Source organism: Streptomyces sp. GbtcB7 (assembly GCF_019091445.1).
Taxonomy (GTDB): Bacteria; Actinomycetota; Actinomycetes; order Streptomycetales; family Streptomycetaceae; genus Streptomyces; species Streptomyces mirabilis.
Genome location: NZ_JAGXJM010000012.1, coordinates 26,214 through 48,781, shown reverse-complemented (window position 1 = coordinate 48,781; position 22,568 = coordinate 26,214). Strand labels below are relative to the sequence as shown.

The 22,568-nt window shown below is 71.9% G+C and carries 23 protein-coding genes; 15 read left to right on the top strand and 8 right to left on the bottom strand.

The window, feature by feature from the left end; translation table 11 throughout:
* Positions 1-119: 119 nt before the first annotated feature.
* Positions 120-2,396 (top strand): hypothetical protein, encoded by a 2,277-nt coding sequence (locus KVT44_RS20645; RefSeq protein ID WP_217568079.1) that lies wholly within the window; start codon positions 120-122, stop codon positions 2,394-2,396.
* Positions 2,397-2,513: 117 nt separating this feature from the next.
* Here KVT44_RS20645 and KVT44_RS20640 read toward each other — a convergent pair whose 3' ends face one another.
* Positions 2,514-2,843: a hypothetical protein gene (locus KVT44_RS20640; protein ID WP_190172289.1), complete on the bottom strand. Its 330-nt coding sequence runs from the start codon at positions 2,841-2,843 to the stop codon at positions 2,514-2,516.
* A 245-nt stretch (positions 2,844-3,088) separates the two neighbouring features.
* On the opposite strand from KVT44_RS20640, the gene KVT44_RS20635 reads away from it, so the two are divergent.
* The 4 genes from KVT44_RS20635 to KVT44_RS20620 are packed head-to-tail and all read left to right on the top strand — an operon-like array spanning position 3,089 to position 6,535.
* On the top strand, positions 3,089-4,015 hold the full coding sequence (locus KVT44_RS20635; protein WP_201264300.1) for an ABC transporter ATP-binding protein: 927 nt from the start codon (positions 3,089-3,091) through the stop codon (positions 4,013-4,015).
* Entirely contained in the window at positions 4,012-4,752 is a 741-nt protein-coding gene (locus tag KVT44_RS20630) for an ABC transporter permease (protein WP_101400493.1), read from the top strand. The genes KVT44_RS20635 and KVT44_RS20630 overlap by 4 nt, the downstream gene beginning before the upstream one ends.
* A complete protein-coding gene (locus KVT44_RS20625; protein WP_217568078.1) occupies positions 4,749-5,924 on the top strand; it encodes a histidine kinase in 1,176 nt (391 codons plus the stop codon). Before KVT44_RS20630 ends, KVT44_RS20625 begins: the two co-directional genes overlap by 4 nt.
* On the top strand, positions 5,921-6,535 hold the full coding sequence (locus KVT44_RS20620) for a DNA-binding response regulator (RefSeq protein WP_217568077.1): 615 nt from the start codon (positions 5,921-5,923) through the stop codon (positions 6,533-6,535). The genes KVT44_RS20625 and KVT44_RS20620 overlap by 4 nt, the downstream gene beginning before the upstream one ends.
* Positions 6,536-6,669: 134 nt before the next feature.
* Here the strand turns inward: KVT44_RS20620 and KVT44_RS20615 are convergent, their stop codons facing one another.
* Both KVT44_RS20615 and KVT44_RS20610 read right to left on the bottom strand, forming a co-directional pair.
* Positions 6,670-7,521: a transglutaminase-like domain-containing protein gene (locus tag KVT44_RS20615; protein ID WP_217568076.1), complete on the bottom strand. Its 852-nt coding sequence runs from the start codon at positions 7,519-7,521 to the stop codon at positions 6,670-6,672.
* A gap of 17 nt (positions 7,522-7,538) precedes the next feature.
* Positions 7,539-8,579 (bottom strand): GNAT family N-acetyltransferase, encoded by a 1,041-nt coding sequence (locus KVT44_RS20610; protein WP_217568075.1) that lies wholly within the window; start codon positions 8,577-8,579, stop codon positions 7,539-7,541.
* Between the two features lie 140 nt (positions 8,580-8,719).
* Between KVT44_RS20610 and fdxA the strand changes: the two genes are divergently transcribed.
* Together fdxA and KVT44_RS20600 are read left to right on the top strand one after the other, a co-directional pair.
* A complete protein-coding gene (gene fdxA, locus KVT44_RS20605) occupies positions 8,720-9,040 on the top strand; it encodes a ferredoxin (protein WP_018089397.1) in 321 nt (106 codons plus the stop codon).
* A gap of 154 nt (positions 9,041-9,194) precedes the next feature.
* Positions 9,195-10,292 (top strand): bifunctional succinyldiaminopimelate transaminase/glutamate-prephenate aminotransferase, encoded by a 1,098-nt coding sequence (locus KVT44_RS20600; RefSeq protein ID WP_217568074.1) that lies wholly within the window; start codon positions 9,195-9,197, stop codon positions 10,290-10,292.
* Between the two features lie 128 nt (positions 10,293-10,420).
* On the opposite strand, the gene KVT44_RS20595 is transcribed toward KVT44_RS20600, so the two are convergent.
* Complete coding sequence (locus tag KVT44_RS20595) at positions 10,421-10,864, bottom strand: hypothetical protein (RefSeq protein ID WP_054228227.1); 444 nt, start codon at positions 10,862-10,864, stop codon at positions 10,421-10,423.
* 350 nt (positions 10,865-11,214) lie between these two features.
* Positions 11,215-12,201, bottom strand: a complete 987-nt coding sequence (locus KVT44_RS20590; protein WP_217568073.1) for a heavy metal transporter — start codon at positions 12,199-12,201, stop codon at positions 11,215-11,217.
* A gap of 97 nt (positions 12,202-12,298) precedes the next feature.
* Between KVT44_RS20590 and dapE the strand changes: the two genes are divergently transcribed.
* Positions 12,299-13,378, top strand: coding sequence for a succinyl-diaminopimelate desuccinylase (dapE, locus tag KVT44_RS20585; protein WP_217568072.1), 1,080 nt, complete (start codon positions 12,299-12,301; stop codon positions 13,376-13,378).
* Between the two features lie 109 nt (positions 13,379-13,487).
* A complete protein-coding gene (locus KVT44_RS20580; protein WP_067368476.1) occupies positions 13,488-14,246 on the top strand; it encodes a TIGR00730 family Rossman fold protein in 759 nt (252 codons plus the stop codon).
* A 57-nt stretch (positions 14,247-14,303) separates the two neighbouring features.
* On the opposite strand, the gene folP is transcribed toward KVT44_RS20580, so the two are convergent.
* Positions 14,304-15,164 (bottom strand): dihydropteroate synthase, encoded by an 861-nt coding sequence (folP, locus tag KVT44_RS20575; protein ID WP_217568071.1) that lies wholly within the window; start codon positions 15,162-15,164, stop codon positions 14,304-14,306.
* Between the two features lie 192 nt (positions 15,165-15,356).
* On the opposite strand from folP, the gene KVT44_RS20570 reads away from it, so the two are divergent.
* Both KVT44_RS20570 and KVT44_RS20565 read left to right on the top strand, forming a co-directional pair.
* Complete coding sequence (locus KVT44_RS20570) at positions 15,357-15,707, top strand: DivIVA domain-containing protein (RefSeq protein ID WP_054228222.1); 351 nt, start codon at positions 15,357-15,359, stop codon at positions 15,705-15,707.
* Positions 15,704-16,285 carry a DNA-3-methyladenine glycosylase I gene (locus KVT44_RS20565; RefSeq protein ID WP_217568070.1) on the top strand — a complete coding sequence of 194 codons (582 nt, stop codon included), beginning with the start codon at positions 15,704-15,706 and terminating at the stop codon, positions 16,283-16,285. Before KVT44_RS20570 ends, KVT44_RS20565 begins: the two co-directional genes overlap by 4 nt.
* Before the next feature lie 74 nt (positions 16,286-16,359).
* Here the strand turns inward: KVT44_RS20565 and KVT44_RS20560 are convergent, their stop codons facing one another.
* On the bottom strand, positions 16,360-17,163 hold the full coding sequence (locus KVT44_RS20560; RefSeq protein WP_054228220.1) for an enoyl-CoA hydratase/isomerase family protein: 804 nt from the start codon (positions 17,161-17,163) through the stop codon (positions 16,360-16,362).
* Positions 17,164-17,538: 375 nt separating this feature from the next.
* Between KVT44_RS20560 and KVT44_RS20555 the strand changes: the two genes are divergently transcribed.
* A complete protein-coding gene (locus KVT44_RS20555) occupies positions 17,539-17,706 on the top strand; it encodes a DUF3117 domain-containing protein (RefSeq protein WP_003966491.1) in 168 nt (55 codons plus the stop codon).
* A 142-nt stretch (positions 17,707-17,848) separates the two neighbouring features.
* Here the strand turns inward: KVT44_RS20555 and KVT44_RS20550 are convergent, their stop codons facing one another.
* Positions 17,849-18,523, bottom strand: coding sequence for an O-methyltransferase (locus KVT44_RS20550; RefSeq protein ID WP_306459639.1), 675 nt, complete (start codon positions 18,521-18,523; stop codon positions 17,849-17,851).
* 265 nt (positions 18,524-18,788) lie between these two features.
* Here KVT44_RS20550 and sigE point away from each other — a divergent pair, with 265 nt between their 5' ends.
* The 3 genes from sigE (at position 18,789) to KVT44_RS20535 (ending at position 22,447) form a co-directional block, all read left to right on the top strand.
* A complete protein-coding gene (gene sigE, locus KVT44_RS20545; RefSeq protein WP_054228218.1) occupies positions 18,789-19,490 on the top strand; it encodes an RNA polymerase sigma factor SigE in 702 nt (233 codons plus the stop codon).
* Positions 19,487-20,467: an anti-sigma factor gene (locus KVT44_RS20540; protein WP_075028784.1), complete on the top strand. Its 981-nt coding sequence runs from the start codon at positions 19,487-19,489 to the stop codon at positions 20,465-20,467. The genes sigE and KVT44_RS20540 overlap by 4 nt, the downstream gene beginning before the upstream one ends.
* Positions 20,468-20,605: 138 nt before the next feature.
* The gene (locus KVT44_RS20535; protein ID WP_217568069.1) at positions 20,606-22,447 is read left to right on the top strand and encodes a trypsin-like peptidase domain-containing protein; all 1,842 of its coding nucleotides are present in this window, start codon (positions 20,606-20,608) and stop codon (positions 22,445-22,447) included.
* The last annotated feature ends 121 nt before the right edge of the window (positions 22,448-22,568 follow it).

Genomic DNA, 22,568 nt, shown 5'->3' with positions numbered 1-22,568 from the left:
AGTTTCCTGGGCGGGCGAGGTTTGCGCGCCGAATGCGGCCAGTATGGTGGTGCGCGCCGCCGAGCTGCCCGAGATGAGGTCGAGTAAACGGGCGGCGGAGCCAACCGGGAGAACCTGCCTTGAGTCGTGAAACTGACAGTTCGTCCTCCGGGCCCAACGGGCGCGGTGGAGCCGCGTACCCGTCGGGGACGCCCCCCTACGGGACCCCCACGGCTTCCGAAAACGGTGCCGACGCGGGCCGTTCGGCCGGCGGCACCCCGCCGGAGGAGCGCAAGACCGAGACCACGCTGACGACACGGATCCGGATCAACATCCCCGGATCGCGGCCCATCCCGCCGGTCGTCGTGCGCACACCGGTCGGGGACGCCGAGTCGCCCCCCGAGTCCGCCGGTTCCGCGGGAGCCCCCGCGGAGGCGCAGCGTGCCGTGAGTGCGCCCGTGGCAGCGGCCACGGCCACCGAGACCTCGGCCGAAGCCGCCGCCGCGGGCGGTGCTCCGGCCCGAGAGAAGACCAGCGACTGGTTCGCGCCCCGCAAGTCCGGTGCGCCGGGCGGCGGTACGGGCGGCGGGTCCACCAACGGGGCGGGCCTGCCCGGCGGTTCGGGACCCACGGGTCCCGCGGCGCCGCAGGGCGCGGGTACGCCGGGCGGCAACGGCACCGGCGGTGCGCGTCCGGGTGCCCCCGGTGGCGCGAACGGTGCCGGTCCCCTGGGCGGCGCGGGCGGTGCCCGGCCCGGCGGGGCGAACGCGCCCCGCCCCGGGAGCGGCGGTACGAACGGTGCCGGGCTGCCCGGTGCCACCGGCGCCGGACCCGTGGCCCCCGGTCACGGCGGCGGCACCGGTTCCTTCGACGTCTCCGCGGCGCTGGGTAACACTGCCTCGTTCCCTGCCATAGGAAGCGACGGCCCGGGCGGGCCCGGTGGCCCTGGAGGCCCTGCAGGGCCCGGTGGCGAACCGCGCCGTGACGACCTCCCGTACTTCGCGGAGAACTTCTCGGAGAACGGCAGGGGCGGTCCCGCGGGTCCGACCGGCGGTCCGGTCACCGGTGACGGCCCGTTGGTGCCGCCGGTCGGCCCGGGCGTGGCTCCGGGCAGCCTGGCCGGTGGCCCCGGTGGCCCCGGTGGCCCCGGTGGCCCCGGTGGCCATGGCGTCCCCGGCGGGCACGGCGCGGCCGGCCTCGGCGCGGGATACCCCGGTGGCGGCCTCAGCGACGACACCGCGATCCTCACCCCGCAGAAGCCCGCGCCCGATCCGGGCGGCCAGGGCTACGGCGGCGGCCCGGTGGACAACGTCTCCGGGCACACCCTGACCAGCGGCATTCCCGTCGTGCCTGCCGCCCAGAACTCGCCGTTCGGGCCGGGCGCGCGCACCGACGGACCGCTGCCGCACACCCCGCCGAAGGCGCCCGAGCCGGCCCCGAAGCCCGCCGCCCCCTCGAAGAAGCCGGCCAAGAAGAAGGGCCGCAGCAAGCTGACGCTCCTTGTGGTCGGCGTGGTGTTCATCGGCGGTGGCGTCTACGGCGCGGGGCTGCTGATGAACCGCTCGGACGTCCCCAAGGGCACCACGGTGCTCGGCGTCGACATCGGCGGCGGCACCCGCGACGACGCCGTCAAGAAGCTCGACGACGCCTTCGGGGCCCGTATGAACAAGGCGCTCCAGCTGTCGGTGGACGGCACCACGGTCTCGCTCAAGCCGGACCAGGCCGGGCTCCAGTTCAACGCCCAGGACACGGTCCGCGCCGCCGCGGGCAGCGACTACAACCCGGTCTCCGTGATCGGCTCGCTGTTCGGTCAGCAGCGCGTCGTCGAGCCGGCGATGCCCGTCGACGAGGAGAAGCTCCAGGCCGCCCTGGAGCGCACCGCGAGCGGCTCCGGTTCGGCGAGCGACGGCACCATCAAGTTCGAGTCCGGTAAGGCCGTCGCCGTGTACGGCAAGGCGGGCAAGGGCATCGACGTGGCGGCCTCGACCCAGGCCGTCGAGGACGCGTACCGCGCCCAGGTCGAGACCGGCACCACCGCCCCGGTGAAGGTCGCCACCACGACCCGTCAGCCGACCGTCTCGAACGCCGAGGTCGACCGGATGATGAAGGAGTTCGCCGAGCCTGCGATGTCCGCCCGCGTCACCATTCAGACCGACGCGGCACACAGCATCCCGTTCGGCGCCCTGTCACTGCCGAAGATCCTCGGCTTCAAGGCCGTCAACGGCAAGCTCGTGGAGACGTACGACCTCACGGCGCTCAAGAAGGCGTACGGCGCCACCTTCGACGGCGTGCTGATCCAGACCGCGAGCGGGAAGCGCGCTGTCACGCCACAGGACGTCGTCACCGCACTGGGCAAGGCCCTTCGCGGCAAGACGGCGGCGGAGCGCGTCGGAGTCATCGACATCAAACCGAGCTGACCTCTGGTCGTCCGGATGAACGGAGCCCCTGCCCGCACCGGGCAGGGGCTCCGTCGTCGCAGGGCGAACGCGTGGAGGCCCGTCCTGGGAGGACGGGCCTCCACGGGCTTCACGAGGTCACGGACGCGTGATGCAGTACAGGGCTATGTAGCCCTTGACGCCCTGGTAGTTGATCGCGATCCAGAAGTATCCGTCGGTGTGGCCGCAGGCGGTGTAGGTGCCCCCCTCCGAGGCCCCGCCGCAGTCTGCCCCCGCGCCCTTGGGGAAGAGCCCGAGGGCGGTCGAGCTGGTCGACTTCGACTGCCGGATCCGTACGCTCTCCTTGGCGTGGCAGTTGATGTCCTGGACCGAGACCGTGTCCGACGGCGCCGCCTGCGCCGGGGCGGCGAAGGCGAGGCCGGCGACGGCGGCCATGGCGGTGGCGGCGCCGGCAAGAAGTCTGCGCATCACAGTTTCCCCCTTGTGGTGGTTGTGCCTGGCGGGTCAAGCCGAGCGGCGATCAAACTACTTATCTTGGCACGTGCATGCCACCGAATTACCGGCATGTGCATACGCGCTCCACGCGCACCGAGGCCGCCACCGTGCCGGCCGAAGGGGTCGACCAGCACCAGGCACGACATGACATCTGTCATCCGGCAGTCAGGACCGCCGACACTGCCGGGCACCGGGCCCGCGCGGCCACGATGGTCCCCATGACGACAACAGCGGCGCCCGCCACCACCCCGGTGGTCGGGTTCGATCAGGTGAGCAAGAGCTACGGGAACGTACGGGCCGTCGACGGGCTGACGCTCGACCTGCACCCGGGCGAGACCGTCGCCCTGCTGGGTCCCAACGGGGCCGGCAAGTCGACCACGCTGGACCTGCTCCTCGGCCTCAAGCACCCCGACACCGGCGCGGTCCGGGTGTTCGGCGCCGGCCCCCGCGAGGCGATCGTCGGCGGCCGGGTGGGCGCCATGCTGCAGAGCGGCGGCCTGATGGACGAGGTGACGGTCGGCGAGCTGGTGAAGCTGGCCTGCGATCTGCACCCGAAGCCGTACAAGGTCAGTGACGTGCTGGCCCGCGCGGGCATCTCGCAGATAGCCGACCGCAAGGTCAACAAGCTCTCCGGCGGCCAGGAACAGCGCGTCCGCTTCGCGCTCGCCACCGCCGGCGCCAACGACCTCATCGTCCTCGACGAGCCCACCACCGGCATGGACGTCTCCGCCCGCCAGGCCTTCTGGGCCACCATGCGCGAGCAGGCCGACCAGGGCAGGACCGTCCTGTTCGCGACGCACTACCTGGAGGAGGCCGACGCCATCGCGGACCGCGTCCTCGTACTGCACCGGGGACGCCTGCTGGCCGACGGCACCGCCGCCGAGATCAAGGCGAAGGCCGGCGCCCGCCGTATCGCCTTCGACCTGGAAGGCCCCATCGACGAGGCCCCGCTGCGCGCCCTGCCCTTCCTGACCTCGATCGACGTCTCCGGGCACACCGTCCGCATCCAGTCCTCCGACGCCGACGCGACCGTACACGCGCTGTACGGGCTCGGCCTCTACCCCCGCAATCTCGAAGTCGCCGGGCTCGGGCTCGAGCAGGCCTTCGTCGCCATCACGGCCGCCGAGGAGGCGAAGTCGCAGTGAACAGCCTCATCAAGCTCGAGATCACCCGCGCCCTGCGCAACAAGAAGTTCCTGTTCTTCTCGGTGGTCTACCCCTCGGCCCTGTTCCTGCTGATCGCGGGCAGCGCGGACAGCACCACCAAGGTGGACGGCACCGGGCTGACCCTGCCGACCTTCTTCATGGTCTCCATGGCCTCCTTCGGCGCCCTGACCGCCGTCCTGATGGGCAACAGCGAACGCATCGCGAAGGAGCGCGAGAGCGGCTGGGTACGGCAGCTCAGGCTCACCACCCTGCCGGGCCGCGGCTATGTCCTGGCGAAGACGGCCAGCGCCGCCGTGATCAGCCTGCCGTCGATCGTGGTCGTCTTCGCGGTCGCCGCCGCCGTGAAGCACGTACGGCTGGACGCCTGGCAGTGGCTCGCGCTCACCGGCGCGATCTGGGCCGGCAGCCTCGTCTTCGCCGCGCTCGGCGTGGCCATCGGCTATCTCGCGAGCGGCGACGCGGTCCGCCCGATCACGATGATCCTGTACTTCGGGCTCTCGGTGCTCGGCGGCCTGTGGATGCCCACGACCACCTTCCCCGACTGGCTCCAGAAGATCGCGTCCTGGCTGCCCACGCACGCGTACGCTGCCCTCGGGCGATCCATCGAACTGGGCGACGCCCCGCACGCGAAGGACCTCGCCATCCTCGCTGTCTCCTTCCTCCTCTTCGCGGGCGGCGCGGCATGGCTGTACCGGAAGGACACGCTGAAGGCGTGAGCAGCATCGGCATCGGGCAACGCCCGCAGAATCGCAGGCAGAAGATGGTCAAGGCCATCTGGACCGGCATCTGGCTCGTCTATCTGAGCGCGCCCGTCAGCGACTTGGTGCACGGCGGGCACAGCACCGGTGTCGTCGTACTCGGCTGGTTCGGCCTGGTGGCCTTCGTCGGGTGGTACGGGGCGCTGGTCTTCCGCACCGGCCGCGGCGAGACGACCCCCTTCGTGTTCGTCTCGCTCGTGGTCCTCGCGGCCGAGGCCGCCCTGCTCTCCTTCACCCTGGGGCGGGAGTGGCTCGTCCTGTTCGTGTACGTCTCGATCGCGTCCGGCGCGGTGCTTCCGCTGCGGATGGCGCGCTGGGTCATCCCGGCCGTCTCCGCCGTGCTGACGGGGATCGCCCTGACCGTGTCGGGCGGCAAGGCGTATCTGGCGGGGCTGCTCATCCCGGCCTTCCTCGGCGGGTTCGCCATGACCGGCGTCCGCGAACTGATCCGCACGACGATCGCGCTGCGCGAGGCCCGTGCGACGGTCGCCCAACTGGCCGCGAACGAGGAGCGCCTGCGCCTGGCCCGCGATCTGCACGACCTGCTGGGCCACTCGCTCTCCCTGATCACCCTCAAGAGCGAGCTGGCCGGCCGGATGCTCCCCGACCACCCCGAGAAGGCGGCCCAGCAGGTCGCCGACATCGAACAGGTCAGCCGGCAGGCCCTCGTCGACGTGCGCGAGGCGGTCACCGGCTACCGGCGCCCCCGGCTGTCCGGCGAACTCGCGGGCGCCCAGGTCGCGTTGACGGCGGCGGGCGTCACCGCGGACCTGCCCGCCGAGCCGGACCTCACCGACGTCGCCGAGGAGAGCGAGTCCGCGCTCGCCTGGGCACTGCGGGAAGCGGTCACCAATGTCGTACGGCACAGCGGGGCCCGGCGCTGCACCGTGGAGCTCGTCCGCCGCCAGACGCTGGACGGCCCGATGCTCGAACTGAGCGTGGAGGACGACGGTTCGGGCGGCTCGGGCCATGGTCCTGGCAATGGTCTGACGGGCCTGACCGAGCGGCTGGAGAAGGTCGGCGGAGCCTTGGAGGCGGGCCGGGTGCGGCACGGCTTCCGGCTGGTCGCACGGGTACCGGCGCAGGCCCCCTTCGAGGCCGCCGATCACCCCGTAGGATCCGGTGCATGAGCCGCACGATCAAGGTCCTGCTCGCCGAGGACCAGTCGATGGTCCGCGAGGCGCTGGCCGCGTTGCTGGGCCTGGAGCCCGACATCGAGGTGGTCGCCCAGGTGGCGCGCGGCGACGAGGTGCTGGCCGCGGCCCGTGCCCACGACGTGGACGTGGCGCTCCTCGACATCGAGATGCCGGGCAAGACGGGCATCGAGGCGGCGGCCGAGGTCCACAAGGAGCTCCCCGGCATCAAACTGCTCGTCCTCACGACCTTCGGCCGCCCCGGCTATCTGCGCAGCGCCATGGAGTCCGGCGCCGACGCCTTCCTCGTCAAGGACGCCCCGGCCGCCCAACTCGCCGCGGCGGTCCGCAAGGTGCTCGCCGGCGAACGGGTCATCGACCCCACCCTCGCGGCCGCCGCCCTCGCCGAGGGCGCCAACCCCCTGACCGACCGCGAACGCGAGGTCCTCCGCGCGGCGGCCGACGGTTCCACCAACGCCGAACTGGCCACCACCCTCCACCTCTCCCAGGGCACGGTCCGCAACTACCTCTCGACAGCGATCCAGAAGCTGACGGCCCGCAACAGGGCGGAGGCGGTCCGGATAGCGAGGGAGAAGGGCTGGCTGTAAGACCCCGGTTGGGCTGAGCGCCCCGAAAGGGGCGCGGGGCTGTGACATTGTGCGGCTCCGCCGCGTGGGCGCGACCAGCCACGACGAGCCCGCAGTCGCCCGAAGTCAGTTTTCTTCACGGCGCCTGGGCGAACTCAGTTCAACATCGCCCGAGCCGCCCGAGCCTGCCCCCGAACCTTCTCCGCCGAAGGCGGATCCACCGCGGCGACCACATCGGCGTAGGCATCCAACTCCGCGGCCCCACCCAGGAAATCCCCCCGCTGCACCAGCAACTGAGCCCGCTCGTACCGCAACCGCGCGGGATGCGACGGCAACAACAGCGCCAACTCCACGGCCCACAGGCCGACATCCGACCGCTCCGGCCGCGCCGCCGCCCACGCCCGGACGTTGTTCAGGATCCGCACGACCACGTCGAGGGGAGGGGCGGGGACGAGCATCGCGGGATCGAGGGGCGCCCCGGTGGCGCCCTGCACGAGCAGCTCGGCATCGGAGCCGCTCAGCACGCGCCCCCCGTCGAAGGGATCGGCGAGCACCTGCTGCTCGGCCGGCCCGAAGCCCACCACGAAATGCCCGGGCAGGGCGACCCCGTACACCGGCGCGCCGGCCCGTCTGGCCACCTCCATCCACACCACGGAGAGCAGGATGGGCAGCCCGCGCCGCCGCCGCAGCACCGCGTGCAGCAGCGACGACTCCAGCCGTTGATAGTCCCCGGGCGAGCCCCGGAACCCGCAGCGCCCGCCGAGCAGCTCGGCGAGCGCGGTAGCCCAGGACAGCGCCCCACCGGGCCGGAACGGCAGCTGTCCGGCGAGCCGGTCGAGTTCGATCTGGGCCGCGTCCGTCCCCGCCTCGTCCAGCGTGCCGTCCGCCGCCGCCCCGATCAGCAGACACAGCGCCGCCAGGTCGGGCCGCTCGGACCGTGCCTCCTCGGCGAACCTCCGCCGCACCTCGGCGGCTCGCTCCGGCTCCGGGGGATGGGGGGAAGGCATGGCGGTCTGGTACCCCATCACGCCGGTCGACGGCGGTCGTCGGCGGATGTCTCAGGCGCGCGGTAGTGGTGGTACGTGTGATGCGCCGCGAAGCCCATCCCGGCATACAGCGCCCGCGCTCCCGCGTTGTCCGCCTCCACCTGGAGCCAGGCCGCCGAGGCGCCCTCGTCCAGGGCACGGCGGGCGAGCGCGGCCATGACGGCGGTGGCGAGGCCCCTGCGACGCTGGGCGGGGTCGACCTCGACGGCCGCGAAACCGGCCCACCGCCCGTCGACGACACACCGCCCGATCGCGGCCGGAGGCTCCCCCTCGGCACCGGGCACCGTCGCGAACCACACCGAGGGTCCGCTGCCCAGGACGTGCAGCGCGACCTCGCTCAGCCCCTTGCGCTGGTAGCGGCCCAGCCAGGCCTCGTCGGCCGTGCGGGCGAGGACCACCCCGGAGGCCTCCGGTGCCTCGCGGTCGGCGAGTGGCGCGAGCGCGCCGATCCACAGCCCGGCACTCACCTCACGCGCCCAGCCGCGCGCCTCCAGCTCCGCACACAGCACCTCCTGCGTGCCCTCGGCCCCGGTGGCGGTCTGGACGTAGGCGGGCAGGTCACGGGCCGCGTACCAGTCGCGTACGTACGTCAGCGCCTCGTCGAGCGGCACGCCCGGGTCGCCGAGCGGCAGCACGGAATTCGCGCGCCGGGTGAACCCGGAGGCCGCCCGCAGCTCCCAGTCGCCGAGCCGCTCGCTCTCCACCGGCTGCCAGGCCCGCGCGGCGACCCGCGCCAGCTCCTCGTACGAGGCCGAGGGGCCCCGCCGACGCGCCGGGGCGGCCGGTACGACCTTGCCCGCGACCAGCGAGGATTCCGGAATCCGGACGATTTCGCCGTCGCGCCGTGTGATCAGCAGCACACTCTCGTCCCATGATGTGAGAACACCGACCGTGTCAGTGAACTTCTCACCGCCGGTGGCACCTTCGATATCTACGATCATCCGCCGAACAGAGACACGTTTGCCCACGTCAGCAGCGGTGATTCGGACCTCGAGACGTCCGGCCGCAGAGATTTCCACAGGTCAGTTCACCCCTCCTGTATGGATCACGCCCCGGAACGGAGATACTAGGTGCGGGCATCGACGACGCCGCGCTCCCGCGCGCCAGGCGGCGGAGCCTACGGAGGCCCGCCAGCGCCCTATCGAGGAGGAACGACAGCGTGACCTACGTCATCGCGCAGCCTTGTGTCGACGTCAAGGACAAGGCGTGCATCGAGGAGTGCCCGGTCGACTGCATCTACGAGGGCTCCCGGTCCTTGTACATCCACCCGGACGAATGCGTCGACTGCGGAGCCTGTGAGCCGGTGTGCCCGGTCGAGGCGATCTTCTACGAGGACGACACTCCCGAAGAGTGGAAGGACTACTACAAGGCGAACGTCGAGTTCTTCGACGAACTCGGCTCGCCCGGCGGCGCCAGCAAGCTCGGTCTGATCGAGCGCGATCACCCCTTCATCGCAGCGCTGCCGCCGCAGAACCAGTAAGCGGCCGCACCTACGCGCCGCCTCGGTCCCGTACGGTTCGATCCCCTCGATCGCCGTGCGGGGCCGAGGCGTTTGCCGTAGCGGCCCGTACCGGCCCCAGGCGCGCAGGCCGTGTGTGTACGGGTCGTACGAACGAGAAAGTGAGCCCGATCCCGTGTCCGCAGTCTCCGACCGGCTTCCCGTCTTCCCCTGGGACAAGCTGGAGCCCTTCAAGGCGACGGCCGCCGCTCATCCGGATGGCATCGTCGACCTGTCCGTCGGCACCCCGGTCGACCCGGTGCCCGAGCTGATCCAGAAAGCTCTGGTCGCGGCCGCGGACTCGCCGGGCTATCCCACGGTGTGGGGCACGCCCGAACTGCGCGACGCGCTCACCGGCTGGGTCGAGCGGCGGCTCGGCGCACGCGACATCACCCACCAGCACGTGCTCCCGATCGTCGGCTCCAAGGAACTCGTCGCCTGGCTCCCCACCCAGCTGGGCCTGGGCCCCGGCGACAAGGTGGCGTACCCGCGCCTCGCCTACCCGACGTACGAGGTCGGCGCGCGCCTGGCCCGCGCGGACCACGTGGTCTACGACGACCCCACGGAGCTGGACCCGACCGACCTGAAGCTCCTGTGGCTGAACTCCCCGTCGAACCCGACGGGCAGGGTCCTGTCCGCCCAGGAACTCGCCCGGATCGTCGCGTGGGCCCGCGAGCACGACATCCTCGTGTTCTCCGACGAGTGCTACCTCGAGCTGGGCTGGGAGGCCGACCCGGTCTCGGTCCTGCACCCGGACGTCTGCGGCGGCTCGTACGAGGGGATCGTCTCGGTCCACTCGCTCTCGAAGCGCTCGAACCTGGCCGGCTACCGTGCCGCGTTCCTCGCCGGTGACCCCGCCGTCCTCGGGGACCTGCTCCAGATCCGCAAGCACGGCGGCATGATGACGTCCGCGCCGACCCAGGCCGCGGTGGTCGCCGCCCTCGCGGACGACGTCCACGTCCGCGAACAGCGCGAGCGCTACGCGGCCCGCCGCACCGCCCTGCGCGAGGCCCTGCTGCGCCACGGCTTCCGTATCGAGCACAGCGAGGCGAGCCTGTACCTGTGGGCCACCCGCGGCGAGTCCTGCTGGGACACCGTCGCCCACCTGGCCGAACTGGGCATCCTCGTCGCCCCGGGCGACTTCTACGGCGAGGCGGGCGAAAACTTCGTCCGAGTGGCCCTGACGGCGACGGACGAGCGAGTGGCGGCGGCGGTAGAACGCCTGGCGCCCTAGGGGCGCGGGGAACTGCGCGATCAGCCCCCACCGGCCCGCACGCCGGGAACCGACACACGCGAAGGGGTCCAGGGAAACTCCCTGGACCCCTTCGCCGTACAGCTACAGCATGTGCACGGTCCCGGCGGCTAGCCGAGCGGCAGCCCCTTCAGCGGCAGCTGCCCGGTCGGCAGACCACCCTTGGTCACCGCGTCCGTCGGAAGACCACCACCGGCGGTCTTCGCGGTGTCACCGAGCAGACCCCCGGCCTGCCCCGCCGCGTCCCCGGCCACCTTCTGCGCGGCCGGCGTCGCCGTCCTGGCGACACTGCCACCCGTCTTGCCCGCGGCCGGGACGGCCTTCTTGAGGGCGTTGCCGCCGGTCGCGCCCGCGAGCCCGGTGACGTTCTGCGTCGCACCGTCGACCGTGTTGCCGACGTGCGCGCCGTCCAGAGCGGTCAGCCCGCCGAGGTCGGGGGTGGCCGGGAGTTCGGCCGCCGCACTGGCGGAGCCGGCCGCACCGACCACGGGCGCCGCTCCCGCTGCGATGAGCAGCGCGGCACGGGCGATCCGGCGGGTCAGGGGGAGGGACATGATGCTCCTTAGACGGAAGAGAACGGTGAAGTGTCCACCCGTGCCCGGGAGTTGACCGACCGGCCGCCGACCGGCTGTCGGGCGACCCGTTGATCGTTCCGGGCTCGGACGCAGTGACTACCGCTCGAGACCCGCGAAGGTTGCGGTGGCCCGACGTAAAGAGTTGGCAATGCGTCGCATTATCGGTTGTGGATAAAAACGGGCAAAGGGCATCCGGTCGGAAAGTCTGCCGAATCCTTACGGCCCTTTGTTTTCAAGGGGTCCGGCGGATTCCGGAGTGAGCACGCGAAAACCCGCTCGCAGCGGCAACGCGCCACGCCGCGCATCCCCCGTACAGGTGAGGCCCCGTACTACTGCGCGGTGACGATGCGGACCTCGCCGGGGGACTGCGTCGCCGTCGAACCGCCCGTGGTGACCGTCGCGCGCCACTCGCCGTTCCTTTCCCCGGCCGTCCACTCCCGCCCCGCGTAGGAGACCCGTTGGATGTGCAGCGCCGAGGAGTTGGCCACCGCCCAGTGCGCCAGCTCCCAGCCACGCTGGCGGACGGTGGAGTCGCCGGTGGGGTCCTTGCGCACGGGCACGGTCACGGTCCGGCCGGAGACGCTCGGCGAGGGGGCGAGCTTCGGCGAAGCCGTCGAGGAGGCGGGGGAGCCCGCGGTGCTCACATCGGCTCCCGCCTCCTGCAGCACCTCGCGCCCGAAGTCCCGTACGAGCGCGGCGCGCACCGAGTCCGGACCGCCGACCGGGGTCGCCCCCGGGCGGCCCTCGCAGGTCAGCGTGGCCGCCGCGCGGCCGGTCAGGGCCGCGGCCAGCAGCGTCGCGTCCGGCTCGTGCTTCGCGTACGCCTGCGGATAGCCGCTGCGCTGCACGCGCTGCGCGGCCACGGTGAGCGGCAGCCGCGTGTAGTCCGGCACCTTGGCCAGGTGTTCGTAGAAGATGCCGGCCGCGTACGTCGGGTCCATGATCTGTTTCGTCGTGCCCCAGCCCTGCGAGGGGCGCTGCTGGAACAGGCCGAGCGAGTCCCGGTCGCCGTGCTGGATGTTGCGCAGCCCCGACTCCTGGAGCGCGGTCGCGAGCGCGATGGCCACGGCGCGCTCCGGCAGCCCGCGGGTGGTGCCGACCGCCGAGATCGTCGCCGCGTTCACCGCCTGCTCCGGGGTGAACTCGTACGACGCGCCGTCGCTCTTGCCCGAGACGACTCTGCAGCGCGGCGCACCCGTCCCTCCTGTGAGGTACTGCACCGCGAGGTAACCCGCGAGCGCGAGCATGACTACGACGGCCGCCCCGAAACGGAAGAGGCGGCCGCGCCGGACAGGAGTGGGGGACGGCTCTGGCACGCGTACAAGGTACTGGAGGCGACTGTTGGCGACGTATGGGGTTGTGGACAATCCGTGTGCGGCAGAGCGCCGAGCAGGGGGCGCTAGGGTCGAGGGCATGGCCGACACCACCCTTGACCTCACGCTGGACGCCGCCGAGCTCACCGCGCGGCTCGTCGACTTCCCCTCGGAGAGCGGCAACGAGAAGCCGCTCGCGGACGCCGTCGAGGCCGCGCTGCGCGCCCTGCCGCATCTGACGGTCGACCGGTACGGCAACAACGTCGTGGCGCGTACGAACCTGCAGCGGGCCGAGCGCGTGATCCTCGCCGGCCACATCGACACGGTCCCCATCGCCGGCAACGTGCCCTCGCGCCTCGACGAGGACGGCGTCCTGTGGGGCTGCGGCACCTGCGACATGAAGTCCGGCGTCGCCGTACAGCTGCGCATCGCGGCCACGGTCCCCGCACCCAACCGCGACCTCACCTTCGTGTTCTACGACAACGAAGAGGTCGCCGCCCACCTGAACGGCCTGAAGCACGTCGCCGAGGCCCACCCCGACTGGCTGGCGGGCGACTTCGCGATCCTCCTGGAGCCGACGGACGGCCAGGTGGAGGGCGGCTGCCAGGGCACGCTCCGGGTGCTCCTGAAGACCAAGGGGGAGCGTGCCCACTCCGCGCGCGCGTGGATGGGCTCCAACGCGATCCACGCGGCGGCCCCGATCCTCGCCAAGCTCGCCGCCTACGAGCCGCGCACGCCGGTCGTGGACGGCCTCCGGTTCCACGAAGGCCTCAACGCCGTCCGCATCGAAGGGGGCGTGGCCACCAACGTCATCCCCGACACCTGCACCGTCGTCGTCAACTTCCGCTACGCGCCCGACCGCAGCGAGGCGGAGGCCGAGGCCTTCGTGCGTGACTTCTTCGCCGACTGCGACATCGACGAGTTCATCGTCGACGACCACACCGGCGGGGCCCGGCCCGGCCTGACGCACCCGGCCGCCGCGGCCTTCCTGGCGGCCGTCGGCGGCGAGGCCCGCCCCAAGTTCGGCTGGACGGACGTCGCCCGCTTCAGCGCGCTCGGGGTGCCCGCGGTGAACTACGGGCCCGGCGCGCCGCTCCTCGCCCACAAGGTGGACGAGCGGGTGCGGGCGTCGGAGATCCCCGAGGCCGAGGAGCGCCTGCGCGCCTGGCTGACGGCCTGAGGGGCCGCCCGAACCTTCGCGGTGCACGGCGGACATGCGCATGTCCCCCCTCCGTAACCCGCGTAGATCTACGCTGGGGCTGAACCACTTGCAAGCGGAGGGAGCGCACATGGCTACTGGCAACCCCGAGGGCAAGAAGCAGCCACCGGAGGAGCAGCGGCTGGGGCCGGTCCTGCGCAGGCGGGGCCAGGTGCAGGCGAGCACCACGGACCAGCGGCTGCTCGACGCGGGCGGCCCCTCCGACTGGGTGCACACCGACCCCTGGCGGGTCCTGCGCATCCAGTCGGAGTTCATCGAAGGCTTCGGCACGCTCGCCGAACTCCCGCCCGCGATCAGCGTCTTCGGCTCCGCGCGTACGCCGGTGGACTCGCCCGAGTACGAGGCGGGAGTCGCGCTCGGCCGAGGCCTGGTCGAAGCCGGCTTCGCCGTCATCACGGGCGGCGGGCCCGGCGCGATGGAAGCCGCCAACAAGGGCGCCTGCGAGGCCAAGGGCATCTCGGTCGGTCTGGGCATCGAGCTCCCCTTCGAACAGGGCCTCAACCCCTACGTCGACATCGGCCTCAACTTCCGGTACTTCTTCGTCCGCAAGATGATGTTCGTCAAGTACGCCCAGGGCTTCGTGGTCCTGCCCGGCGGCCTCGGCACCCTCGACGAATTCTTCGAGGCCCTCACCCTCGTCCAGACCCAGAAGGTCACCCGCTTCCCGATCGTCCTGTTCGGCACGGCGTACTGGGGCGGTCTCGTCGACTGGCTCAAGAACACCCTGATCGCCCAGGGCAAGGCCTCCGAGAAGGACCTCCTCCTCTTCCACCTCACGGACGAGGTGGACGAAGCGGTGGCCCTGGTCTCCAAGGAGGCGGGCCGCTAGCGGAGCGGCCCCGCAAGGGGCGCGGGGAACTGCGCGACCGGTGGGGGCGAGGAAGGTCTACGCCAGACCCCGGCGGGCCACCGTCGGTGGGCGGTGGCCCGCGATCGACGCCACCATGTCCAGGACCTGACGTGTCTCGGCGACCTCGTGCACGCGGTACACCTGCGCCCCCAGCCACGCCGACACCGCCGTCGTGGCCAACGTCCCCACCACCCGCTCCTTCACCGGCTTGTCGAGCGTCTCCCCGACGAAGTCCTTGTTGGAGAGGGAGACCAGCACGGGCCACCCCGTCTCCACCATCTCGCCCAGCCGCCGAGTCGCCTCCAGGCTGTGCCGCGTGTTCTTCCCGAAGTCGTGCCCGGGGTCGATCAACACCGACTCCCGGGGCACGCCCAGGGCCACCGCCCGCTCGGCCAGCCCCACGGTCACCCGCAGAATGTCGGCCATGACGTCGTCGTAGGCGATCCGATGCGGCCGCGTACGAGGCTCGGCGCCCCCGGCATGGGTGCACACCAGCCCCACCCCGTACCGCGCGGCCACCTCCGCGAGGCGTGGATCCACGCCACCCCACGCGTCGTTGAGCAGATCCGCTCCCGCCTCGCAGACCGCCTCCCCGACCTCGTGCCGCCAGGTGTCGACGCTGATGATCACGTCCGGGAACCGTCGCCGCACCTCGGCGACGAAACCGACCGTACGGCGCGCCTCCTCCTCGGCGGTCACCTCTTCCCCGGGCCCGGCCTTGACGCCTCCGATGTCGATGATGGCGGCGCCCTCGGCCACCGCCTGGTCCACACGCGCGAGCGCGGGCTCGTCGCGGAAGGTGGCTCCCTGGTCGTAGAAGGAGTCAGGGGTCCGGTTCACGATGGCCATGATCACCGGCTCGTGCGGGTCGAATTCGTGCCTGCCCAGCCTGAGCATCCCCTGTGACCTCTCCTATAAGTCCCGCTGCTTAGCCGCCTGCGACCTTAACTGTCAGACTCGCATGGCACGATCGGACCCTGACACTTTCAGCGCCGGACCGCTTCGGCACTCGTCAGACATTTTTCAGTAGCTTCAGTACTTTCGCGTCGGCGCCCAACGCGTCGGCACCAGAGCGTGGGGACCTCAGCGATGTTCATGTTCTTGTTCCTGGTCGTCGCGCTCGCCGTCGTGGTCGCCGCGGTGACACTGTCCGTGGTGGGCGGCGGCGAGAGCGCCCCCCTTCCCGACGCCGAGCCCGATCGGCTGGTGGACCCGCTGCCCCAGGACCGGCCGGTGAACCGCGCGGACGTGGAGTCCGTGCGCTTCCCGCTCGCCGCCCGCGGCTACCGCATGGCGGACGTGGACGACGCCCTCGGCCGGCTCGGCGCCGAGCTCGCCGAGCGGGACGCCAGGATCGCCGACCTGGAGGCCGCGCTGGCCGGCGCCCGCGCCACCGCGACCATGTCGCTGCGCAAGCCGGCCGAGGGGGAGCAGCAGTGAGCGACGCGCTCGCCGGGCCCGACGGCGCGCTGCGCTGCCCCTGGGCCCTGTCCACCGAGGACTACGTCTCGTACCACGACAAGGAGTGGGGCCGCCCGGTCCACGGCGACGACGCGCTGTACGAGCGGCTCTGCCTGGAGGCCTTTCAGTCGGGCCTGTCCTGGATCACGATCCTGCGCCGCCGGCCGGGTTTCCGTGCCGCCTTCGCCGACTTCGAGATCGCCTCGGTGGCCGCGTTCACGGACGCCGACAAGGAGCGCCTCCTCGGCGACCCGGGCATCATCCGCAACCGCGCCAAGATCGAGGCGACCGTCGCCAACGCGCGCGTGCTGGCCGACTGGGCGCCGGGCGAGCTGGACGAGCTGATCTGGTCCTTCGCCCCCGACCCGGCCGCCCGCCCGGCCCCGAAGCGGCTGGCCGACGTCCCGGCCGTCACCGACGAATCGACCGCTCTCTCCAAGACCCTCAAGAAGCGCGGCATCCGCTTCGTGGGCCCGACCACGGCGTACGCGCTCATGCAGGCGTGCGGCCTGGTGAACGACCACTTGGAGGATTGCGCGGCCAGGAGCGCTTCTTAAGGGGCGCGGGGAACTGCGCGACCAGCCACAGACGGCCCGCAGTTCCCGTACCGACCGCCGAATCCGGCGAAGCGTCACCGCCCCAAGTACTTCGGCTTCTCCTTGTTGACGAACGCCTGCACCGCGATCACATGGTCCTCGGACGCCCCGGCCCGCGCCTGCAGCTCGTCCTCCTTCTCCAGCGTCTCGTCCAGAGAGTGAGTGAGCCCGTACGCCACGGACTCCTTCAGCGCGGCGTACGCGACCGTCGGCCCCGCCGCCAGCGCCCGCGCCACCTTCTCCGCCTCGCCGCGCAGCTCGGACGACGGGACGAGCCGGTTGGCGATCCCGAGCTCGAAGGCCTCCTGCGCGGTGATGCTGCGCGGGAAGAGCAGCAGATCGGCGGCGCGGCCCGGTCCGATCACCCGCGGCAGGGTCCATGACATGCCCGAGTCGGCGGTCAGCGCGACCCCCGCGAAGGACGTGTTGAAGGCGGCGGTGTCGGCGACGATCCGGTAGTCCGCGCAGAGGGCGAAGCCGAAGCCGGCCCCCGCGGCGACGCCGTTCACCGCGGCCACCACGGGCTTCGGGGCCCCGGTCAGGGCGCGCACGATCGGGTTGTAGTGCTCGCGCACGGTGCTCATCGTGTGCCGCGACCCCGACTCCTTGTCAGCGGCCAGCAGCCCGATGTGCTCCTTGAGGTCCTGCCCGACGCAGAACGCCCGGTCACCTGCGGCGGTGAGCAGGATCGCCCGTACACCGCCGTCCGCCGCGGCGGCCTGGGCCGCGTCCCGGAGGGCGACCTTGGTCTCGGTGTTCATCGCGTTCATCGCCTCGGGGCGGTTCAGCGTGATCGTCGCGAGCCCGTCGCTCACCTCGTAGAGCACGGTGTCGGCCATGGTGGGTCTCCTCCGGTGTCGCGGCTCCGACGTACCGGTCGGTACGTCCTGCGTGCGAGGACAGCATGCAGGACAGCATGGCGGAGGTCACGGTCCGGGGCGTGCACAGGACATGTGACCTGCGTCAAAGAATTCCGCGCCGTGGAAGTCGATGCAGCGGCGCAGTATCGCAGTCACACCGCCGAATTGAGTGGTTTTGCTCAAGCGCGTTGCGCAAGCGATGCCGACTGATGTTGGTCATCGGGTCCTGAGATGCGGGATAATGGCCTGGAAGCAATGTGTTCGATGCCGGTGACGTGTGTCCTATGAGGGGACGTGCGTGCCCTTCAAGGGGCCGTCGGCGACGATGAGCTGGTTTCAGGAAGGGGAACGAGCATGGCGGCCATGAAGCCGCGGACGGGCGATGGCCCGCTCGAGGTGACCAAGGAGGGGCGGGGCATCGTCATGCGCGTTCCGCTCGAAGGCGGCGGTCGGCTCGTCGTCGAGCTGACCCCTGACGAGGCCGACGCGCTCGGCGACGCCCTCAAGAAGGTCGTCGGCTGACGCGGAACGCGACCATACCTTTCAGCTGCCCCGGCACCGTATTCGGTGCCGGGGCAGTGGTTTTCCTGGAGTGCGACAGCGGTGTGCCCGTGCGTATCGACGCAGGTCAGGGATGAACTGCGGTACGAGGCCGAGCGTGCGGTCAGCGCTTGACCCCGCACAGCAACCCGTCGCCCACCGGCAGCAGCGAAGGCACCAGGTCCTGGCTCTCGCGCACCGCGCGCAGCAGTTCGCGCAGCCGGCCGACCTCGGCGGGCTGCGGGCCCGATTCGACCGTGCGGCCGTCGGCGAAGACCCCCTCGAAGACGACCAGCCCGCCCGGACGCAGCAGGCGCAACGATTCAGCGAGGTAGTCCAGGCACTCCAGACGGTCGCCGTCGCAGAAGACGAGGTCGTAGCCGGCGTCCGCGAGCCGGGGCAGGACGTCCAGCGCGCGGCCGGGGATGAAGCGGGCGCGGTTGCTGGCGAAGCCGGCCGCGCGGAAGGCCTGGCGGGCGAACTGCTGGCGGTCCGGTTCCGGATCGACGGTGGTCAGTACCCCGTCCGGCCGCATGCCGTGCAGCAGATGAATTCCGGAGACGCCGGTCCCGGTCCCGATCTCCGCCACCGCTTTCGCGTCCACGGTGGCGGCGAGCAACCGCAGCGCGGCGCCCGTGCCGGGCGACACCGGGCGCAGCCCTGCCTCGTGGGCCCGGTCGCGGGCCCAGCGCAGCGCTTCGTCCTCGGCGACAAAGGCGTCGGCGAACGCCCAGCTCGTCTGCCGGTTGCCGGTAATGACCCTCTCCCTGTCCCCGTGGTTGCCTGGGCGTGACTGTATCCGTTGGTGCCGGGAACCCGCAGATGGGACCAGGCGTTTAGAGGGGTGCGGAAACAGAGCGGGGGGGAAGTCGATGGAACAGTGCGCGGAGCGGGCCGTGGAGCGGGGTGGCGACCACATGCTGACGCAGGCATATGAGCACGTATCAAATTCTCGTAAAACCGCTTATCCGGAGCTAACGGGCGAGGTGGCTATGGTAGGGGCTCCACTGGACACCACCAGAGCCGACAGGGGAGGTGCGGCTGCGCCTGTGGATCGGGGCGGGGTGCTGCGGCGCCTTCTCAGATCGGCGGGTGAGCCGAAATCCGTGACCGACATCGCTGACAAGTTCCATGCTGCTGCCCCGGCGCAGACCGCGACGTTCACCACCGACGCGGAGTCGCAGGCGTGGACTCCGCCCACCTGGGAGGAGATCGTCAGCACGCACAGCGGCCGGGTCTACCGGCTCGCCTACCGCCTGACGGGCAACCAGCACGACGCCGAGGACCTCACCCAGGAAGTCTTCGTCCGCGTCTTCCGCTCCCTGTCGACCTACACGCCCGGCACCTTCGAGGGCTGGCTGCACCGCATCACCACGAACCTCTTCCTCGACATGGTGCGCCGCAAGCAGCGCATCCGCTTCGACGCCCTCGGTGACGACGCGGCCGAGCGCCTGCCCAGCCGCGAGCCCTCCCCGCAGCAGGTCTTCAACGACGCGCACTTCGACGCGGACGTCCAGCAGGCGCTGGACACCCTCGCGCCCGAGTTCCGCGCCGCCGTCGTCCTCTGCGACATCGAGGGACTTTCGTACGAGGAGATCGCCGCGACCCTGGGCGTCAAGCTCGGTACGGTCCGCAGTCGGATCCACCGTGGCCGTTCGCAGCTGCGCAAGGCCCTCGCACACCGGTCTCCCGAGGCCCGTGCCGAGCGCCGCGGCTTCGCGATCACGGGAGTTCCCGCGCTGGGAGGAGGGGGCGCGACCGCGTGAGTGGATCCCAGCCCAACTCTACGGAGCGGCGTGTTGCCGACCAGCATCTTGGGGACCGACTCTCCGCCCTGGTGGACGGAGAGCTCGGTCATGAGTCGCGCGATCGCGTCCTGGCCCACCTCGTCACCTGCGCTAAGTGCAAGGCCGAGGCGGACGCCCAGCGCCGACTGAAGAACGTCTTCGCGGAAGTCGCCCCTCCGCCCCCCTCCGAGAGCTTCCTGGCCCGTCTCCAGGGACTGCCCGGGGGAGGTGACTTCGACGGCGGTGATGGCTCACCGTTCGGCGGGGGCGGATTCGGCGGAAGACTCCCCTCCGGCGCCCCGGTGACCGGCGTCTTCGGAGTGCGCGGAGAGCCCTTCGGGTACGTGCCCGCCGCGCCGCACGGCGACGTGCTGCCGCCCGCCTCCGGGCGCGGCTTCCGCATCCATGACGTCAGCCGTCACGAGACCGACCGATCGGCCTCGCGCGGGCTGCGCTTCGCCTTCGCCGCCGCCGGTGCGGTGTCGCTGGCGGCGGTCGCGCTCGGCGGGGTGTCGACCGGAGTGCCGGCCGACACCACGGACGCGCGTGGCGGCTCCGGCGGTAGCAATGTGACGCCGGCGCGTACGCCGGGCTCGGGGCCCGCGACGGCTCCCGAGACACAGCGTCGCCGCTCCGACGGGCCGCTGCTCGCCCAGGGCGAGCGTTCGCTCGGCGTGGCGCCCGCGGTGCCGACCTCGGTGTCCGCGCCCCTGCTCCCCGGAGTCCCCGCTCCGGTGACCCGGGCAGACGACGTCATGCACACGCTGACCACCCCCGTGGTGGCCGGTGCCGCCGTGATGTCCCCGCTCATACATCCGCTCACCGAGGCCCAGCCGATCGCGCAGACCTCCTGGTCGACGCCGCCCGGCCTCACGCCTCCGCGCCTGCTCGCCGCCCCGGCCACCACCCCGTCCCCCTCTTCCTCCCCGTCCCCCTCCTCCCGTACCGCCCACTGACCGGCCCTCTGCGCCCCGGCCCCGGAACCTGGTTGAATCCAGGGTGGGCCGCGTCCGCCGGAGGGATTCCCGGACGCGGAGTCGGCAATCTGCGGTGACCGTCGGCGTGTTGTGCCGCGGGCCAGGTGTGGGGAGAGCATGAACGAGGGGAAGCCCACGAAGGCGAAGTGGTGGAGTCGGCCCCGCCCGGTCCCTCCGGGGGTCGGCGAGGTGGGTCCGGTCGAGGACATCTCCGGACCCGAGGCGGACCGCGACTCCGACGCGAACCACCACTCCGACGGGGACCACCAGTCCGAGAGGGACTACCAGTCCGACGGGGACTACGAACTGGACCGGCCGGCGACGGCCACGGCTCCGACAGGTGTGGCCGGTGCGGTCGGTGCGGTCGGTGCGGCTTCGCCGTACGTCGCACCGGCGGGGCCCGGTGCCGGGAGTGGTGTCGGCGGCGGTGACTTCGAGTTGGAGCGTCCTGCCGTGGCTCTTCAGGGAAGCGCGCCGGATGCGGAGGCGGTCGGGGGTCCCTCCGACCCCGTGCCCGCGAGCAGGGCCCCGGTCGCCGCCGTACCGGTGCGGCAGGCCCCCGAAGACCGTCCCCGGCCCCTGCACGACCCCGACCCCTACAGCACCCCGCCGTACGGCGAGCCGGGCCCCTGGGCGCCCGCCCCGCCCGTCCAGCACCCGGCGGCCACCCCCGCGCACGGCACCGCCATGCCCCCGGGCCCGCCCCCGCTTCCGGCTCCGGCGCCGCTCCCGGCCCCGTACCCGAGCAACCCCCACCCGGCGGCCCCCGCCCCGTGGCAGAACTACGACCCCTGGGCCGCCCCGGGACCGCTCCAGCAGAACGGGGCGGCTGTCGAGACGAAGACCCAGCGGCGCAAGCGGGCGAGGAAGGCGCTGGTCCTCGGGGCCGTGGCGCTCGCCCTCGTCTCCGGAGGCGTCGGAGGCGCCGTAGGGGCCTATCTGGAGCGCAACGGCGGGGTCGGTGACGTCACGCTGCCGCAGGCCGCCAAGGAGGCGCCCGGGCGGCCCACGGACAGCGTGGCCGGGATAGCGGCCCGCGCGCTGCCCAGCGTGGTCACCCTGCATGTGCGCGGCTCCGGCGAAGCGGACACCGGCACCGGGTTCGTGCTCGACACCCGGGGTCACATCCTCACCAACAACCACGTGGTCGAGCCGGCCGGCAGCGGCGGCGAGATAACCGTGACGTTCAGCGGCGGCGAGAGCGCCAAGGCCACCGTCGTCGGACGCGACAGCGGCTACGACCTCGCCGTGGTCAAGGTGTCGGGAGTCGGCGGGCTGCGGCCCATGGCGCTGGGCAACTCCGACAGCGTCCAGGTGGGCGACCCCGTCATCGCCATCGGCGCGCCCTTCGACCTCGCCAACACCGTCACCTCCGGGATCATCAGCGCCAAGGAGCGGCCCATCACGGCGGGTGGCGAGAAGGGCGACGGGAGCGACGTCTCGTACGTCGACGCGCTGCAGACCGACGCGCCCATCAACCCCGGCAATTCCGGCGGCCCCCTCCTCGACACGCGGGCCCGCGTCATCGGCATCAACAGCGCCATCCGCTCCGCCGACGGCGGCACCGACCTCCAGGGCGGCCAGGCCGGTTCCATCGGGCTCGGCTTCGCCATCCCCGTCAACCAGGCCAGGCGCGTCGCCGAGGAGCTGATCAACACCGGCCGGGCGACCCACCCGGTGATCGGGGTCATGCTCGACATGGACTACACGGGCGACGGTGCCCGGGTCGGGACGAAGGGCGGCGGCGCGCCGGTCACCGCGGGTGGCCCCGGGGCCAAGGCGGGCATCAAGGCCGGCGACGTCATCACCGAGGTCGACGGAGAGCGCGTCCACTCCGGTGAGGAGCTGATCGTGAAGACACGCGCCCACCGTCCAGGCGACAGGCTCCGGCTTACCCTCCGGCGGGGCGGCTCGCAGCGGACGGTCACCCTGGTCCTCGGCTCCGCGAGCGGCGGCTGACCTCTTTCGACAGCAACTGACATGAACTTCACAGGAGGGGCCCCGAAGTCCGTGCTGAGCGGCGAACATCCGGGGAAACTCGTCGTGTACACGAACCCGGAAGCCCCGGGACAGTTCCGGA